Source organism: Methylomonas sp. BG-2 (genome assembly GCF_057766305.1).
Genome location: NZ_JBYMAP010000016.1, coordinates 14,510 through 29,377 on the forward strand (window position 1 = coordinate 14,510; position 14,868 = coordinate 29,377).

A 14,868-nucleotide genomic window follows, 5' to 3' on the forward strand; every position below is an offset into this window, starting at 1 on the left:
TAGCTAACCCGACATTGATCACCAATTGTTGGGTTACGGCTTCGCCTTTTATGCCCTCTGGGTAAACCCAACCTACCTATTTAAAGAATATCCATGAAAACAACAACCCGCATTTTTACCGTGTTGGCCTTGGGGCTGGGTTTCGCATCCGCGCAAGCCGAAGAAGCGACTTTGAAAGTTTGCACGGCGGAAAACGAAATGCCTTACGCCAATAAAGCCGGTGAAGGCTTTGAAAACAAACTGGCGCAGTATGTTGCCGAGCAAATGGGTCGCAAGCTGGAAGCCGTGACCTGGACCGATCCGCGTTACTTTGTTCGCGACTTCGTCGACAAAGGCTTGTGCGACGTGGTGATGGGGGTCGATCACGGCGATCCGCGCTTGCTGACCACCGTACCGTATTACCGTTCAGGTTATGTCTTCATCTCACGCGAACAAGACCATCTGGATTTAAGTAACTGGGATAGCGAAGCATTGAAAACCGCCAAGCGCATTGCGTTTGCGCCCGGTACCCCGGCGGAAACCATGCTCAGGGCGATCGGCCGTTACAACGACATGTTCAGCTATCAACAGGAACTGGTCGGGTTCAAGTCTAAACGCAATCAGTACGTCAAGTACGACAACGACAAGCTGGTGAATGAAGTCGCTACCGGCAAGGCGGAAATCGCCGTGTTATGGGGGCCCGCGGCGGCGCGTTACGTGAAAGCGTCCAGCACCCCGTTGACGATGACGGTGATACCGGACAACAACAAGCGGGCCGACGGTGAAAAAGTCGGTTTCCATTACAGCACGTCGATCGGTGTGCGTAAGGGCGAAGTCGCATTGTTGGAACAATTAAACAAAATCGTCAGAGATAAACAAGACGAGATCGGTGAATTGCTGGAGGCGGAAGGTATTCCGTTGCTGGAAGAGTCCGAGACCGCCTTGTCCATGAACTAACAGGAATCATCGACAAATGAAATTCAAAACCTTTTTGAGTGGCGCGGCCGCGATGTTGGCGATTGCCGCCGTTTCGACAGCACAAGCCGACATCACTTTGCGCCACGCCTTGACCGGCGAAACTCTGGACCTGAGTTTTGCCAAGAAGGGCGGCAATACCGACAAGTTCAAGCAATTCATGCAAACCGGTAAAAACCCTTACAACGGTGACGCGGAGGCTGTCAAGAAGGGCGAAAGCCTGTACATGACCGGTTGTTCTGGCTGTCATGGTCACGAAGCGGAAGGCAAGCTGGGGCCAGGTCTCGCCGACGACTACTGGACTTATCCGCGCAATTCCACCGACGTGGGTTTGTTCGAGGTATTGTTCGGCGGCGCCAACGGCATGATGGGGCCGCAATATGTCACATTCAGCACCGACGAAATGTTGCACATCATGGCTTTCATTCGCCACATCTATAAAGGTGACCCGAAAAAGGCGGACTGGTTGAAATAAAGTCCCGTAACTCCGGATTGGCAGCGTCGCGACATGGGCGCGCCCGGATTCCCAATTAATTATCAGGAGATCAACATGAAACAATTTTTGACCTTAAGCAGCGCAACATTGGCTTTGGCTCTGGCGGCGTCGGCTCATGCCTATGACGGAACCAAATGCCGGGAAGCCGGCAACTGCTGGGAACCGAAACCGGGTTACCCCGCGCAGGTCGCCGGTAGCAAGTACGATCCGAAACACGATCCCAATGAACTGAACAAGCAAGCGCAATCCATCAAAGAGATGGAAGCCCGTAACGCCAAACGCAGCGAAACTCTGGCTAAAACCGGCAAGTTCGTTTACGACGTCGAAGCTCAATAAGTCCGACCAGGACGGTTAAAAACCGTTTGTCGGCCGCGAACCAATAGTTTTGCGCCGGCATCGCCACCAGGCCCTTAGGACGCCGCCAGGGAAGGCGGCAACCCTAGCGACAAGTCTAACGGAATAGGCTTGGACCGCCGGACGCGCGGTAAGGGTATACCGCGCGTTTAGCCGAAGATAAGACTGAAGCTCACGGCTCCGGGCTCCGCCCGGAGTTTTTTTGCGCATACGCCCGGCAGCGGGCCAAGCTAAACATGATCACCGAACACATGCTAGCCAGCCGGCGCGACGACGCGCTGGCGCTGGAAAACCAGATAAACCGGATTGTCGTCGGCCAGCGGACGGCGGTGCGCAATCTCTTGATCGCGGTATTCGCCCGCGGTCACGTGCTGCTGGAGGGGCAAGTCGGGGTCGGCAAGACCACGTTGCTGCGCACCGTCGCCCAAGGACTGGGTGGCCGCTATCAACGCATCGAAGGCACCATCGATTTGATGCCCGCCGACTTGATTTATTACACCTACCTGAACCAGGACGGCCGGCCTTGCGTTGACCCAGGTCCGCTGCTCAAGCAAGGCGAGCAGCTATCGGTGTTTTTCTTCAACGAAATCAACCGGGCGCGTCCGCAAGTGCATTCCTTGCTGTTGCGGGTAATGGCCGAGCGCGCCGTCGGCGCCTTTAATCGCGAATACCGGATGCCGCACATGCTGGTGTTCGCCGACCGCAACCGGGTCGAACGCGAAGAAACCTTCGAATTACCGGCGGCGGCGCGCGACCGCTTTCTGATGGAAATCAATATCGCCGCGCCCGCCGACGATGCGGTGCTGGACGAATTGATGTTCGATCCGCGCTTTCACGATGTCGACGCCTTAATCGGCGGAATGCCGGAGTCGAGTATCGGTTATCAAAATTTGAACGCGTTGGGCGAGGAGATTCAACAACGAGTCCAAACCAGTCCGGCGCTACGCAAATATGCGCTGGATCTGGCCAAGGCCAGTGGCGATCCCAAGGCATACGGGATCGGTTTGAGCGATGTCGAGATGGAGCGCTTGCTGCATGCCGGTGTCAGTCCGCGCGGCATGAGTTACCTGATCCGCGCCGCCAAGGTCAGGGCTTGGCTGGAACAGCGCGACAGCCTGTGGCCCGAGGATATTCAGGCCGTGTTCGCGCCGACGATGAGCCACCGCTTGTTCTTGAATCCGATCTACGCCTACCGTCACGACGAGCTGTTGCCGGCCTTGATCGGCGAAATCCTCAATCACATCGCAGCACCTTGAGTCCCATGAACTGGAAAACTTTGTTACGCGCCATGATCCCGCACGCCGGACTTGGCCATCTACTGGAAACCTATTTGACTTGGTCGGGCGTCGGCATCATCAGCTCGTTCATCGCCAGCACGCTGGATGCTTACTCCGATATTCCCTACGCGGCGTATTACACCAGTGCGTTGAATGACGCGGTCGGTTTCAAATTCTGGATTCTGTTGTCGGTGATTGGTGTTCTGCTGTTTTGCCTCAGCGTGCCGGTATTGTATCTGGCGCTCCGTTTTCCGGGCTTGGCCGGGTTTTCGGCGCGGATGCGCCGCTTTACCTACACCTTTTTTTTGGTGGCCTTCGACGAAGGGGCGTTGATGATCGGCATCTTGACCGCGAATTTTGTCGATACGAACGAGCGAATTTCCCTGCTCGCCAGCAAGTCGTTTTTATTCAGCGACGTCGGTTTTTTTACGATTGTGGCGCTGTTAATCCTGGATTCCCTATTGTGGCTGGTCGGCGAGGCTATTTATAGCCGGAACGAGCGCGGTTACTCCGGCGTGGTCGAACTGTTGGTCAATGCGCCGCTGAAATATTCGGTGCCCGGCTACTTCCTGGTCACCGGCTTGGTGGTTCAGGTCATCGTCTCGCAATAGCTTACGGCGGAGCCGCTCCTTTCTTCGCCCCGGTCAAGTCCACCGCTAGCTGCATTGAGTTTCATGGGGATCAATATCGAACCTTTCCAATACCGCTTGCCGCGTCCGGCCGTTGCCGTGTATCCCGGCGCGCATCCGGGGCAGATGGTCGGCAACGGACAATTATTCAAGCGCCACGAAGCGCTAATCGCGAGGCCGGACCCTCGGCGGATCGATCTGCGCGCCAGTCTGCTCGACCCGTTCGGGCAATACCGCGTCAAGGCGCATCAGGAGCATAGCCGGGTTGAAGTCATGGTGCTGGCCGACTTGTCGGCCTCGATGGCTTTCGTCGGCCGCCGCGATAAACGCAGAACCATCGTCGAAATAGTGCGGGCGATCGTCGAATCCGCCCAGGCCGTGGGAGATCGGGTGGGATTCGCCGGGTTCGGCGCGGCCGACAGGCCATTGGTGTTTCAGCCGCCCGGATTGGTCGACCACGGCGGCGTGGAGCGTTGCCTGGAGGCCGTGTCTCGGCTTACGTTCAAACCCGGATGCGATGGCTTGTGGCGGGCGCAGCCCTATCTGCCGGCTCGACGTGCCCTGGTGTTCTTGCTCGGCGACGGCCATTGGCCGCTGGCCCGCCTGCCCGCGTTGCTGGCAAGTCTGGGCCGTCACGAATTGGTGCCGTTGCTACTCTGGGACGAACACGAATACCTGGCCGTGCCGGACTGGGGCCTGCTGGCTTGGCAAGATCTTGAGACCGGGCGCCGCCGCCGCTTATGGATGCGGCCGGCCTTGAAACGTCGTATCGAAGCCGCCTACCAGCAACGCCGCCGGCAACTGCAACACGCGTTCCGGGCCTTTGGTCACGAGCCGATGTTTATTGAGCAAGGCTATCGGGCCGAGCAATTCAACCAGTACTTTCTGACACGGGCGGCATGATGCGCGGGCCGAGTAAAATTAGCCGCCAGGCAGGCAGGCAGGGCCCGCGGGTGCCGGCGCCCGCCGACTGCCGGCGCGCAATCGTCCGCTGGATGCGCGCCGGCGCATTGGGCTTGTCCGCCGGATTATTGGCCGCATGCTCCGCCGCGCCGATTCGGCCGGTCAGCGCATGGCGGGTGGAGACGCCGCGGCCTTTCGGCTACCAAATCGGCGATACGATTCCGATGCGGATCACCGTGCAGACCCGCTCCGGCGTGGTATTGCACGCGGACAGCCTGCCCAAGCCCGGACCGATGAACCGATGGTTGCATCTGCGGCAAGCGGAGGTCGAGCCGTTGGGCGGCGACGAATACCGGGTTAATTTGGAATATCAGGTGTTCTACGCGCCGCTGGAAGTCAAAGCCTTGACGATCCCCGGATTTCCGTTGCGTTTCAGCCAACACGGGCAAAGCCTCGAAGAGCGCGTCCCGGACTGGCAATTTACCGTGGCGCCCATCCGCGAGCTGATCGCTCGCCAGGACGAAGCCGGCGAGTATCTGCGTCCCGATCAGCCGCCCGCGCCCATTTCGGATGCCGAGGTTCTCCGCAATTTGCTAGTCGCGGCACTGGTTGCGCTGGCGCTTGGCTTGCGGCTGGCTTGGCAATACGGCTATTTGCCGGGATTGCCTCAGCGCAGTTTGTTTAAGCGTGCCGGTCGGCAACTGCGCGGTCTGCGGGCCGAGCAAATGGCCGCCGCGCTGACGGTCATGCACGGCGCGCTGAATCGCTTGCACGGCGGACCGCTGTTCGGGCATCGACTGGAGGATTTTTTGGGAGCCCACCCGCAATACCGGCCGTTGCAAGGCGAGTTGAGCTGGTTCTTCGACTATTCCAACCGGTTTTTCTTTGCCGATCAGACGACCGCGACCGACGACGCCATCGAACGCTTGCGCCGGCTATGCGGCCAATGTCGAGATGTCGAGCGGGGCGCCCGATGAATTTGGCCGTCGAACAGGTCTGGCCGCTTGCCGGTTTACTGCTGTGCGCGCTGCCGTTGTGGCGTTTGGGCATGCATGCCGGCGCACATCCGGCGTTGGGCTTGCTGCCGGCCGATCCGGTATCGAATTGGGTGGACGCGCTGCTGCGTCTGCTCGGCGCGCTGACGGTCGCGGCGTTGGTACTGGGTTTGGCCGAGCCCTACCGCAAGGAGCAACAGGTCGAGCGCATCGGCCACGGCGCCCACATCGTGATGTTGCTGGATCGCAGTAACAGCATGGACAACACCTTCGCCGGCAAGGCGCCCGAAGTCGGGCATGTCAACGCGGGCAGCGGCGAAGAATCGAAGGCGGCGGCGGCCCGTCGATTGCTGACCCAGTTTGTCGATCATCGCGACCACGATTTGATCGGCGTCGCGGCCTATAGTACTTCGCCATTGTTCGTGATGCCGTTGACCGAAAACAAACCGGCGGTTCGAGCGGCGATCGCCGCCACGGCCCAGCCGGCGCTGGCCTATACCAACGTCAGCAAGGGCTTGGCCTTGGCGTTGTCGTATTTCGACGACCAGCCGGTATCGGGTTCGCGCATCGTTTTGTTGGTCTCGGACGGCGCGGCGGTGATAGACCCGGACAGCGAGGCCAAATTGCGCCAGCTGTTCAAGCAACGTCAAGTGCGCTTGTACTGGGTGTTTTTGCGTACCGCGAACAGTCCGGGTTTATTCGAGATTCCGACCGATCCGCGCGACGATAACGCTCAAGCCATGCCTGAACGCTACCTACATTTATTTTTTTCCAGCCTGAACATTCCCTATCAAGCTTACGAAGCCGAAAACCCCGGTGCGATGCGGCAGGCGATAGACGATATCAATCGATTGGAGCATCGTCCATTGCACTATTTCGAACGGATTCCCAAACAGGATTTAACGCCGCTGTGCTACCGGGTCGCGGCCGGGCTGATGGCCTTGCTGATCGGCGCCAAACTTTGCGAGGTCAAATACTAATGCGCGGATTCACCCACGGTTTGCTCTGGGCGGCCTTGCTGACCGCGTTGCTGATCGGTTTGGTACAAGGAGGCCGCCTCTATCGGCTGGCCGACCAGAACCAACTGATCGAGCAATTGCTCGCCGGTCGCGACGTCGAGGTCGAAGACCTAGCCGCGGCGCCGCCGGCGCTGCGGATGGCGCGAGCGGTGTATTTGCGCAAGGCCGGCCGCTACGACGATGCGTTGGCGACCTTGAACGTGCTGTTGCAGCAGGCCCCGCCGGCCTTGCAGGCTCAGGCGCGTTACAATCTGGGGAATTTGTATATGGCGCAGGCGCAGGAAAAGCTGCAGGTCGGCAATATCAACGAAGCGACGCCGCTGGTCGGCTTGGCCAAGCAAGCCTATCGCGACGCGCTGATCGCCGAGCCGGGCTACTGGGATGCCAAGTACAATCTGGAAGTGGCGATGCGGCTGTTGCCGGAAATGGATAGGATCAACAGCGGTAACGAAGCCGACGACGGTCAGCAAAAGACCCAGCTATGGACCACGCTGCCCGGATTTCCACGCGGCTTGCCATGAGTTGGGCCAAACGCGCGCCTCGGCGCCTCGGCGCCAGCCGTCTCATTCCGCATCGTTGAATCGCCATGCTCAGACCGAATTTTCGCGACTACCGCTGGTGGCTGTTGGTGCTGGCCCTGCTGATGACCGCGCTGGCCTCGACCGGCCCGACCCGGCAACGGCAGCGCCCGCTTTACCAGTTGATCTTCGTCGTGGATATTACCCGCAGTATGAATACCGAAGATTATGTGCTGGACGGTCGGGCCGTCAGCCGGCTGGACTTTGTCAAACACAGTCTGCGCCAACAGTTGCTGGCCTTGCCCTGCCAATCGCGCGTCGGTTTGGGGATATTCACCGAGCGCCGATCGGCGTTGTTGTTCGAACCCATCGAAGTCTGCTCCGGTTTTAGCGAGATCGACGCAGCATTGGCGGCGCTGGATTGGCGGATGGCTTGGGCCGCCGATAGCCGGATCGCCGCCGGCTTGTCCACGACCTTGGAAGCGTTCAAGACGCGCGAGGAAACCCTGGTGTTCTTGACCGACGGCCAGGAGGCACCGCCGCCCAATGCGCGCTACCAGCCCGATCTAAGCGTTTTTCGCGGTCAAGTACAAGGCGTGATTGTCGGGGTTGGCGGCGATAGCCCCGCGCCGATTCCCAAATTCGATGCCAACGGCCAGCGCTTGGGCTTTTACAAACCCGAGGACGTGCCGCATCGCTCGACGTTCGGTGAATCCGATCTGAATCCCGAAAAAATTCAAGGCTATGACGCCCGCAATGCGCCGTTCGGCAGCCAAGCGGTGATCGGCGATGAGCATCTGAGCCGCTTGCACGAGGATTATCTGAGGCGTTTGGCGGCCGATGCGGGACTGGGCTACCAGCGTCTGACCGATGTCGACAGTTTGCGGCCGGCCTTGCAGCAAGCGGCATTCGCCAAACCCGGCGTCGTTTCCGAGAATATTGCCTGGCAATATGCCGGTCTGGCGTTGCTGACGTTGGTGGCCGTGTTTTTACGGTGAGGCTGTCGCGCTATTCTGGCGGCGGCAGCACGTAGCGAAAGGTCAGATTAATCCTGGGGTCGGCAACTTCCGGTGCCGGCGGCACGCTGTGCTGCCAATCGTGCTGAAACGCCGGACGCATCACCAGCAGCGTGCCGGCGCTTAGTCGGGTGCTGTGTTGTTCTCCGCTTCGCTTGTGGCGGTAGGCGAAGGTTCGGGTGGCACCCAAGCTCAGCGAAGCGATCAATGGGTCGTCGCCCATCTCGCGTTCGTTGTCCGAATGCCAGCCGACGTAGTCGTTGCCGTCGCGATAGAGATTCACCAGGACCGCGTTGAATTTCGCGTCCAAGCGGCGCTCGATAGCGGCTCTGAGCTCGGACAATAACGGGGTCCAGGGCCGGGCGACCAGCAGGTTGTTGCTGTAACTGTAACGAATGCCGGGGTCGGCATGCCAGGTTTGTTGCCGTGGGAGTTCGAACCAGCGTCCGCCGACTTGGTAGCGGTTGCTCGGCCAATCCTGCTCTTCAAGCAGGCGGTGGAGCAGTTGCCGGCAGTCGGCTTCATCGTAAAACCCTTCTATCACCGCCAGTTCGGGAACGACGCTCATGCGGCGCTGGTATCTCCGGCGCGAACGCTCGCTTGGCGAATATGGGCGGCGAGCGCGCTGTCCATCGTCGCGACGTGCAATTTAAACCATTGCGGCAGTCTGTCCTTGACGAAGGCGCGACCGAACGGAATCAGACCCTTGTCGACGCGCGACTGAAATTGTTTGAATTCGGCCAAAACTCGCTGGTGTTCGCCTTTGTGTTCGGTTTCCGCCGGAAAAGCGAAGGTTTGCATCAACTGGTTTTCCAACTCGAAATGTTGTTCGGTGTGACGGTAGAGTTCGCGGAACAGGGCGGGAAACTCGGCATTGTCCGCGCTATCCAGCTGATTTACCAACGCGATGAAGGATTGATGGTCGTGATCGATAGCATCGTATCCGACCGGGGCCGTTTCGGCCGCCGAAAGTAAGGTCATGTCGTCCACCCAAACGATAGTTGATGTTTACCCAACGGATTTTTTATCAAGATTTTAAAGCAGATTGTATGCCCGGTGGATGAAGTTTCGCCGGCTTGACGCGGCCAAGAGGTGGCAGCGGCGCCGGGCGCCAAACCGCCACGTCGAGGCCGAACGATATTAGCCTTTGCCGGGTAGCATACCAACCGTGCCGGGTTTGATACGTTTGCAACTGACGACGATATCTTCCTGATGACAGCGTTTTAAATCGGCTTGGTTTCCGCAGCTATCGCAAACGGTGTTACCGGCGGTTTTGATTTCTTCGACGTGCCAACCGTAACCCTGGGTTTGGCAGAATTTCTTGCTGAAGCGTTCGACGTTATAAGGCTTTGCCGCGGCGTCGCGCGCCTTGGGTTCTGCGTCGCAATGCGCCGGTGCCAGACTATTGGCCATAAGGTCGCGATAAATATACTCGGTGGCTTGCAGTGGCGTGTTGATCAACATCGTCAGCAGCAAGCTAAATATAAACGGAGATTTGCGCATGTTCAGTCCTCCCGGTTGGCGATGACGCGGATATTCATCAAACGGTACTCTTCGTTGATTTGGTCCTTGATGGGGGCGAATTTTTCGTTTTCGTTCAGCTTGACCGCCAAGATCGCGCCGACGACCACGATGACCGTCACGACAACATACAGCACGAAATGATCTTTCTCTTGATGTACTTCACTCATGGTTTACCTCTTATTTTCGGCGATGGCCGAAGTCGGGTCTAGTAAGAATGGAAATCGGAGTTTGCGGCGAATGTCGGCCGGGAACCCGATGTCCGGTTTCGCTACCCGTAGAAGCCGGACAAGAGGATTAGACCGGGTGGTTGGTGGACGCGTGCCGGAAGATCGCGCGTGTCCGAGGGCAAGAAACGCGCGATCCAACAATTCAAGAACCGCGTGTTCGGCGTCCGCGTGGTAGCGAATCGAAACAATATAGCAAGCGGTCGGGCTTGTCAAACAAATATCGTTTCAATATTAGTCGTCGTGAACGCCGTCGCCTTGGAACGGCGCGTTCGCGGAGAGATGCGTCGGTCGTCAGTTCATCGCGGTAAGCGACCGGTAGCGGCGGGCGGTCATTGGATGGGATTCCGCCAGATCATGGTTTTGCACGACGAGTTAAGTAGCGCTCAACCGAGTGTGGCGGCGTCGCGGTCCAGGTAACTATTTTTGAGTTTGACGTAGTGCGAGGCGGAGTAGGCCAAAAAGGTCTTCTCGTCGTCGGTCAACGCGCGGGCGGCCTTGGCGGGTACGCCGACGTACAGATAACCGCCTTCCAGCTTTTTGCCCGGCGGTACCAGCGCGCCGGCGCCCAGCATGCTGTAGTCGCCGAGCACCGCGCCGTCCATGACGATGGCGCCGATGCCGATCAGGCAATAATCGCCGATCGTGCAGCCGTGAATCACCGCGCGATGACCGATAGTGACGGACTCGCCTATCCGTAGCGGATAACCGCGTGGCGAATAATCGCCGGCGTGCGACACGTGCAAGATTGAGCCGTCTTGAACATTGGTGGCTTTGCCGATGTAGATTTTCTCGACATCGCCGCGCAAGACGGCGGTTGGCCAAACCGATACGTCGTCGCCCAATTCGACGTTACCGATGACGACGGCGGTGTCGTCGATCATGACGCGTTCGCCGAGCTTGGGCGTGTTGGATTGATAGGGTCTGATTGTCACGTGAACTCCTGTTCTTTGCCATAATTGCCAACGATGTTACGCAATTGCACCATGCCGCGCCAGTGCCGAACGGAAACCTGGTGGGGCGTGGGACTATATTTTTTAAAAGCGGCGGCATGGTCGATGCTACCGGAGCGGGCTTTATTGGGAACCAACATGGCGAAATGTAGCGCGTGTTCGGCGCCGCTGGCGGCGAATAGTCAGATCTGCCGGTATTGCGGCGTGCGCAATGACATCGACCTGTCGGGCAGGCTCGATTTCCATCCGATCGAAACCCAGACCTCGAGAATTTGTCCGGTGTGCGACATCCCGTTGCAAACCGTGGCATTGCCTGGCGAACAGGTTTTGCATATTGAACGTTGCGGGACTTGTTATGGCTTGTTTTTCGATCCGGGGGAAATCGAAACTTTGTTGGCGCGGACGGCCGATTCCACACACTCGGTCAATCGGGCTTGGTTAGACGGCATCAATCGCGAGCGCTACGCGGCGGAAGCACGGGTCAAGTACTTAAAATGTCCGGTATGCCGGGTTTTAATGAATCGGGTGCTGTACGGTTACCGTAGCGGCGTGGTGGTGGATAGCTGCGGTAGTCACGGCATTTGGCTGGACGGCGGCCAAATCAGTCATTTGATGGAGTGGCAGCGGGCCGGCGGTCGGATTTTGGCTAACAAGCGCCCAGTCGCCAAGCGGCCGTCGCCCGCATCCGGCGTTGAATCGGTAAAATTTTCACCTGGGAAATCCGCGCGTGACAGTGAGCCAAACGACTGGTTAGCGGTTGCGGAATTGTTGGTGAGTTTGTTGTCTTAAGCGGCCGTCGGCGTGATCGGATTAGGATTCCAATAAGGATCCGCCGCCAAATGACTCGCCAGCCGCGCTTGCAGGCGAGCGCAAATCTCGGGAAACTCCGACGCCACATCCCGATAGGCATCGGTTTCCAAATCGTAGAGCTGATAGACCGGGCCACGGTGGGTGGCGATGCAGATCAATTTCCAGCGCTCGTCTTGTATCGACCGGCTCTTCGCCTGGATTACGGTGGGATAATACTTGGCGTTGATGACCAGAGTGCCGGCGTCCTGATCGGGAATATCCAGCAATTCGACGATGTTGGGATAATGGATTTGCTCGGGATGCAGGCCCGGCACCTTGCCGAGCCAAATTCCGGTTTCCTGATAGGCGTATAGATCGGGCGATCGGTTTTCCAAAATATAGGGCATCAGGTTAGTACCCGGCAAATATTCGGGGATATCCAAGCGCAACCAACCCAGCAAGGTCGGCATCAAATCCACGGCGCGGCAAAGCGGTTCGAAATTGACGCCCTTCGGCATGCCGGGACCTTTCATCACTAGCGGGATGCGTCCGCTGGGGTCCTTGCCCAACAGGGTGTTGCCTTGCCCCCAACAGCCGGTTTCGAAAAAGTCCGCGCCGTGGTCGCTATAAATCACAATCAATGTGTTCTCGGATAAACCCGATTGCTCGATAAAGTCGACGATTTTGCCGACCTCGTCGTCGAACTGCCTGACGCAACTGTCGTAGAGATTGATGATCTGCGGCACGTCGAAATAATCCGACCCTCTTTGCTGTTTATCGACGATTTCGCAGGGCGTGGCGAGTTTGGTCATGATGAATTTCGACTCGCCGCGGTAATTCTCTGGCGTGAATAACTTGTAGTACGGGTAATCGCAGGTAAACGGAACGTGCGTCGTCGAGGTAAACAGATTCAGAAAAAACGGCCGCTCTTCGCGCGCCGCCGCTGCGATCAATTGGCGGCATTCCCGGCCCAGTTTGCCGGTCAGCGGCATCCCGGCCAGATAATACAACTCGGGCAGGAATTTTTTTCCCAGCGAATTGTTGGTAAACAGCGATAAAAAACCGCGAATGACAGAAGGCCCTTGCCTGAACAGCAATTTGAGATTCCATTGATCTTCGGGTAACGATAGCGTATCGAAGCCGAAGCCGATTTTTCCGAAGTCCGCGCCCGCCCAGTCGGAGACGGCTAGCGTCGAATAACCTTGGGCTTTTAAGTACTGTGCCAGACTAGGGTGAGGTAGCCGGCATTCCGCCACGGACGGGTAGTTGTCTCGAATTCCGTGCTGGTAAGGCCACAAACCGGAGAACAGCGAGGCCACACTGGGCGCCGTTCGAGCCAACGGGGTGATGCAATTTCCAAGTAACACTCCGTCCGCGCACAACTTATCGATATTGGGCGTCAAATTCCGGTGATAGCTAAAAGCGCCTAGGCGGTCGCAACGCAAGGTGTCGGCGCCGATCATCACAATGTTCGGGCGGGCCGTCGATTTGGCTCCGGATTCGAGCGGCGTGGGTTCTGTTTCCCGAGTGCTGACTGCTAACCAGCCGTAAATCAGGTTGATCGCTAAAATGTAAGCGGTTTCCGGAAGCGCGGCTGAAAACAAGCTGAAGATTGATATTGCCAGCCAAGCGAAAATACCCGCGAATTTGATTGCGTCCAGGATTGCCGGTGTTAATGCGTCATGTAATCCGTATAGTCTGGAGAAACGATATTGAAACGATAATTGAATCGCTCCTGGAGAAAATAATAATTGGCGGCAAAAAAAATAGCTAACCACGAAGGCACTGGAGCACAAGCCGAAAAAAACCGCTGTTACCGTTTTGAATTCAATATTCAAAAACTGAGTACAAGACCGCCAGATTAACGGGCCTGGCAAAGCTGTCAATAGAAATACCACGTAGCACCAAAAGGCCAGGCGAAGACCAGCATAAACCATATACCATCGGAATTTTCGCTCGATCTCCGTCGGAATTCCGGGGCCGGTTCGTGAGTAGTTGTGCCAGGTTTGGCTGATTAAAGCGACCATGCCAAACAGTGCGGAAATGCAAGCGGAAAAGAGAAGCTGGGCGACAGTTTCCATTAAGATGCCCCAAGGCCAAGTTGATATTTAGAAAGCGGGGCTTCTTTTGGGTTTCTTGAGTCCAGAATTGGTCGCGGACAGTTGCGCCAGCTCCTCCAAAGCGAACTTCTTGATCAGCACGGCAATGAAAACTAAATGATAGAGTAAATCCCAATAAGACAGGCCTAGAAATAAAGTTCCAACCATATAACAGATTAAAGATGCTCTAACCATCAGGCAATAATATCCTACCCATTCTAGCTCCGGTATACCTTTGGTTTTTCGCATGAGCATTGTCAGGTTGAACAGCGAGCCAGCCAACAGCGAGAACCACAAGCCAAATGCAACGAAACCGTGCTCCGCTAGGATTTCCACGTAGGAGCTGTGCCAATCTCGTAAGGTTACGAACATCCAACCTTCAAAGCCGCAGCCGGTGAACGGATGGCTTACCGCGTAGTTCCAACCGTCTGTCCATGCGATGATGCGGCCCATGGCCGATTGGTCTTCTTCATAGGTTTCCATGGTATGCATGCGCCCGAACCATTCATCCGGCAAGTAGTCTTTGACAAAAAACGCCCCTGCGAAGACTAGCGGTATCGTTAAGTATTTACGTCCGGAATTTGAAATCAAGATGAACGTCAATGCAATCATCGTCAATAACGCGCCGCGAGACCATGAAGATAAAGCCGCCGCGTAAATGACCGGTACCGCGAATAAAATAATCTTTTTCAACAGCTCATGCTTAAGCTCTCGCCGAAAAACCAGCAATAACGGGACTACCATCAGCATTGCAATCGCGAATTGATTGTTGTCTTCGAATTGCGTGCCGGGCGGGCCGTAAACTCGATGCGAAAACCCCTTGGCAATCGCAAATATTCCGCCTTTAACGGCAACCACGCCAATAGAGATACCGATCGTCGATATCAGGTAATACAGTTTGGTTCTAGTATTGATCAGGGTTAGCGTAAAGTAAAATGGTATATATATCTTGGTGATAAACCAAAAGCGAGTCCAAGCGATATCTTGTAGCGGTGATTGAGTCGTGGTGAAAAGGAAATACATCCATAATAGGCAGAAGGTGGTAATTCTCCAGTCTTTAGGTACAGCTTGTTTATCCTTAGTGGTAAATGTACTGACCACGACAACCAGAAATAAAA

At 56.8% G+C, this 14,868-nt stretch carries 18 protein-coding genes; 11 read left to right on the top strand and 7 right to left on the bottom strand.

What is annotated here, in order from left to right; genetic code table 11:
• Window positions 1-93 precede the first annotated feature (93 nt).
• From moxJ to AC3B8H_RS02815, 10 genes are all read left to right on the top strand, one after another.
• A complete protein-coding gene (gene moxJ / locus AC3B8H_RS02770; RefSeq protein WP_488440091.1) occupies window positions 94-936 on the top strand; it encodes a methanol oxidation system protein MoxJ in 843 nt (280 codons plus the stop codon).
• 16 nt (window positions 937-952) lie between these two features.
• Window positions 953-1,429, top strand: coding sequence for a cytochrome c(L), periplasmic (gene moxG, locus AC3B8H_RS02775; RefSeq protein WP_488440092.1), 477 nt, complete (start codon window positions 953-955; stop codon window positions 1,427-1,429).
• A 75-nt stretch (window positions 1,430-1,504) separates the two neighbouring features.
• Complete coding sequence (locus AC3B8H_RS02780) at window positions 1,505-1,786, top strand: methanol dehydrogenase (RefSeq protein WP_488440093.1); 282 nt, start codon at window positions 1,505-1,507, stop codon at window positions 1,784-1,786.
• A gap of 254 nt (window positions 1,787-2,040) precedes the next feature.
• Entirely contained in the window at window positions 2,041-3,060 is a 1,020-nt protein-coding gene (locus AC3B8H_RS02785) for an AAA family ATPase (RefSeq protein WP_488440094.1), read from the top strand.
• A 5-nt stretch (window positions 3,061-3,065) separates the two neighbouring features.
• Window positions 3,066-3,692, top strand: coding sequence for an MxaP protein (locus AC3B8H_RS02790; protein WP_488440095.1), 627 nt, complete (start codon window positions 3,066-3,068; stop codon window positions 3,690-3,692).
• 63 nt (window positions 3,693-3,755) lie between these two features.
• Entirely contained in the window at window positions 3,756-4,613 is an 858-nt protein-coding gene (locus AC3B8H_RS02795) for a DUF58 domain-containing protein (protein ID WP_488440096.1), read from the top strand.
• A gap of 50 nt (window positions 4,614-4,663) precedes the next feature.
• Complete coding sequence (locus AC3B8H_RS02800; protein WP_488440097.1) at window positions 4,664-5,590, top strand: nonribosomal peptide synthetase MxaA; 927 nt, start codon at window positions 4,664-4,666, stop codon at window positions 5,588-5,590.
• On the top strand, window positions 5,587-6,588 hold the full coding sequence (locus AC3B8H_RS02805) for a vWA domain-containing protein (RefSeq protein ID WP_488440098.1): 1,002 nt from the start codon (window positions 5,587-5,589) through the stop codon (window positions 6,586-6,588). Before AC3B8H_RS02800 ends, AC3B8H_RS02805 begins: the two co-directional genes overlap by 4 nt.
• On the top strand, window positions 6,588-7,148 hold the full coding sequence (locus AC3B8H_RS02810; protein ID WP_488440099.1) for an MxaK protein: 561 nt from the start codon (window positions 6,588-6,590) through the stop codon (window positions 7,146-7,148). The genes AC3B8H_RS02805 and AC3B8H_RS02810 overlap by 1 nt, the downstream gene beginning before the upstream one ends.
• Before the next feature lie 65 nt (window positions 7,149-7,213).
• Entirely contained in the window at window positions 7,214-8,143 is a 930-nt protein-coding gene (locus tag AC3B8H_RS02815) for a vWA domain-containing protein (RefSeq protein ID WP_488440100.1), read from the top strand.
• Window positions 8,144-8,153: 10 nt separating this feature from the next.
• Here AC3B8H_RS02815 and AC3B8H_RS02820 read toward each other — a convergent pair whose 3' ends face one another.
• The 5 genes from AC3B8H_RS02820 to AC3B8H_RS02840 all read right to left on the bottom strand — a co-directional run bounded on the left by AC3B8H_RS02820 (window position 8,154) and on the right by AC3B8H_RS02840 (window position 10,844).
• Complete coding sequence (locus AC3B8H_RS02820; RefSeq protein ID WP_488440101.1) at window positions 8,154-8,729, bottom strand: alpha-ketoglutarate-dependent dioxygenase AlkB family protein; 576 nt, start codon at window positions 8,727-8,729, stop codon at window positions 8,154-8,156.
• A complete protein-coding gene (locus tag AC3B8H_RS02825) occupies window positions 8,726-9,142 on the bottom strand; it encodes a bacteriohemerythrin (RefSeq protein WP_488440102.1) in 417 nt (138 codons plus the stop codon). Before AC3B8H_RS02825 ends, AC3B8H_RS02820 begins: the two co-directional genes overlap by 4 nt.
• Window positions 9,143-9,301: 159 nt before the next feature.
• The gene (locus AC3B8H_RS02830; RefSeq protein ID WP_488440103.1) at window positions 9,302-9,664 is read right to left on the bottom strand and encodes a hypothetical protein; all 363 of its coding nucleotides are present in this window, start codon (window positions 9,662-9,664) and stop codon (window positions 9,302-9,304) included.
• A 2-nt stretch (window positions 9,665-9,666) separates the two neighbouring features.
• Window positions 9,667-9,852 (bottom strand): hypothetical protein, encoded by a 186-nt coding sequence (locus tag AC3B8H_RS02835; protein WP_488440104.1) that lies wholly within the window; start codon window positions 9,850-9,852, stop codon window positions 9,667-9,669.
• Between the two features lie 443 nt (window positions 9,853-10,295).
• Window positions 10,296-10,844 carry a gamma carbonic anhydrase family protein gene (locus tag AC3B8H_RS02840; RefSeq protein WP_488440105.1) on the bottom strand — a complete coding sequence of 183 codons (549 nt, stop codon included), beginning with the start codon at window positions 10,842-10,844 and terminating at the stop codon, window positions 10,296-10,298.
• A 156-nt stretch (window positions 10,845-11,000) separates the two neighbouring features.
• On the opposite strand from AC3B8H_RS02840, the gene AC3B8H_RS02845 reads away from it, so the two are divergent.
• Window positions 11,001-11,651, top strand: a complete 651-nt coding sequence (locus AC3B8H_RS02845) for a TFIIB-type zinc ribbon-containing protein (protein ID WP_488440106.1) — start codon at window positions 11,001-11,003, stop codon at window positions 11,649-11,651.
• Here the strand turns inward: AC3B8H_RS02845 and AC3B8H_RS02850 are convergent.
• On the bottom strand, window positions 11,648-13,255 hold the full coding sequence (locus AC3B8H_RS02850; protein ID WP_488440107.1) for a sulfatase family protein: 1,608 nt from the start codon (window positions 13,253-13,255) through the stop codon (window positions 11,648-11,650). The genes AC3B8H_RS02845 and AC3B8H_RS02850 overlap by 4 nt on opposite strands.
• A 504-nt stretch (window positions 13,256-13,759) precedes the next feature.
• A partial coding sequence (locus AC3B8H_RS02855) for a putative O-glycosylation ligase, exosortase A system-associated (protein ID WP_488440108.1) occupies window positions 13,760-14,868 on the bottom strand: 1,109 nt, incomplete at its 5' end.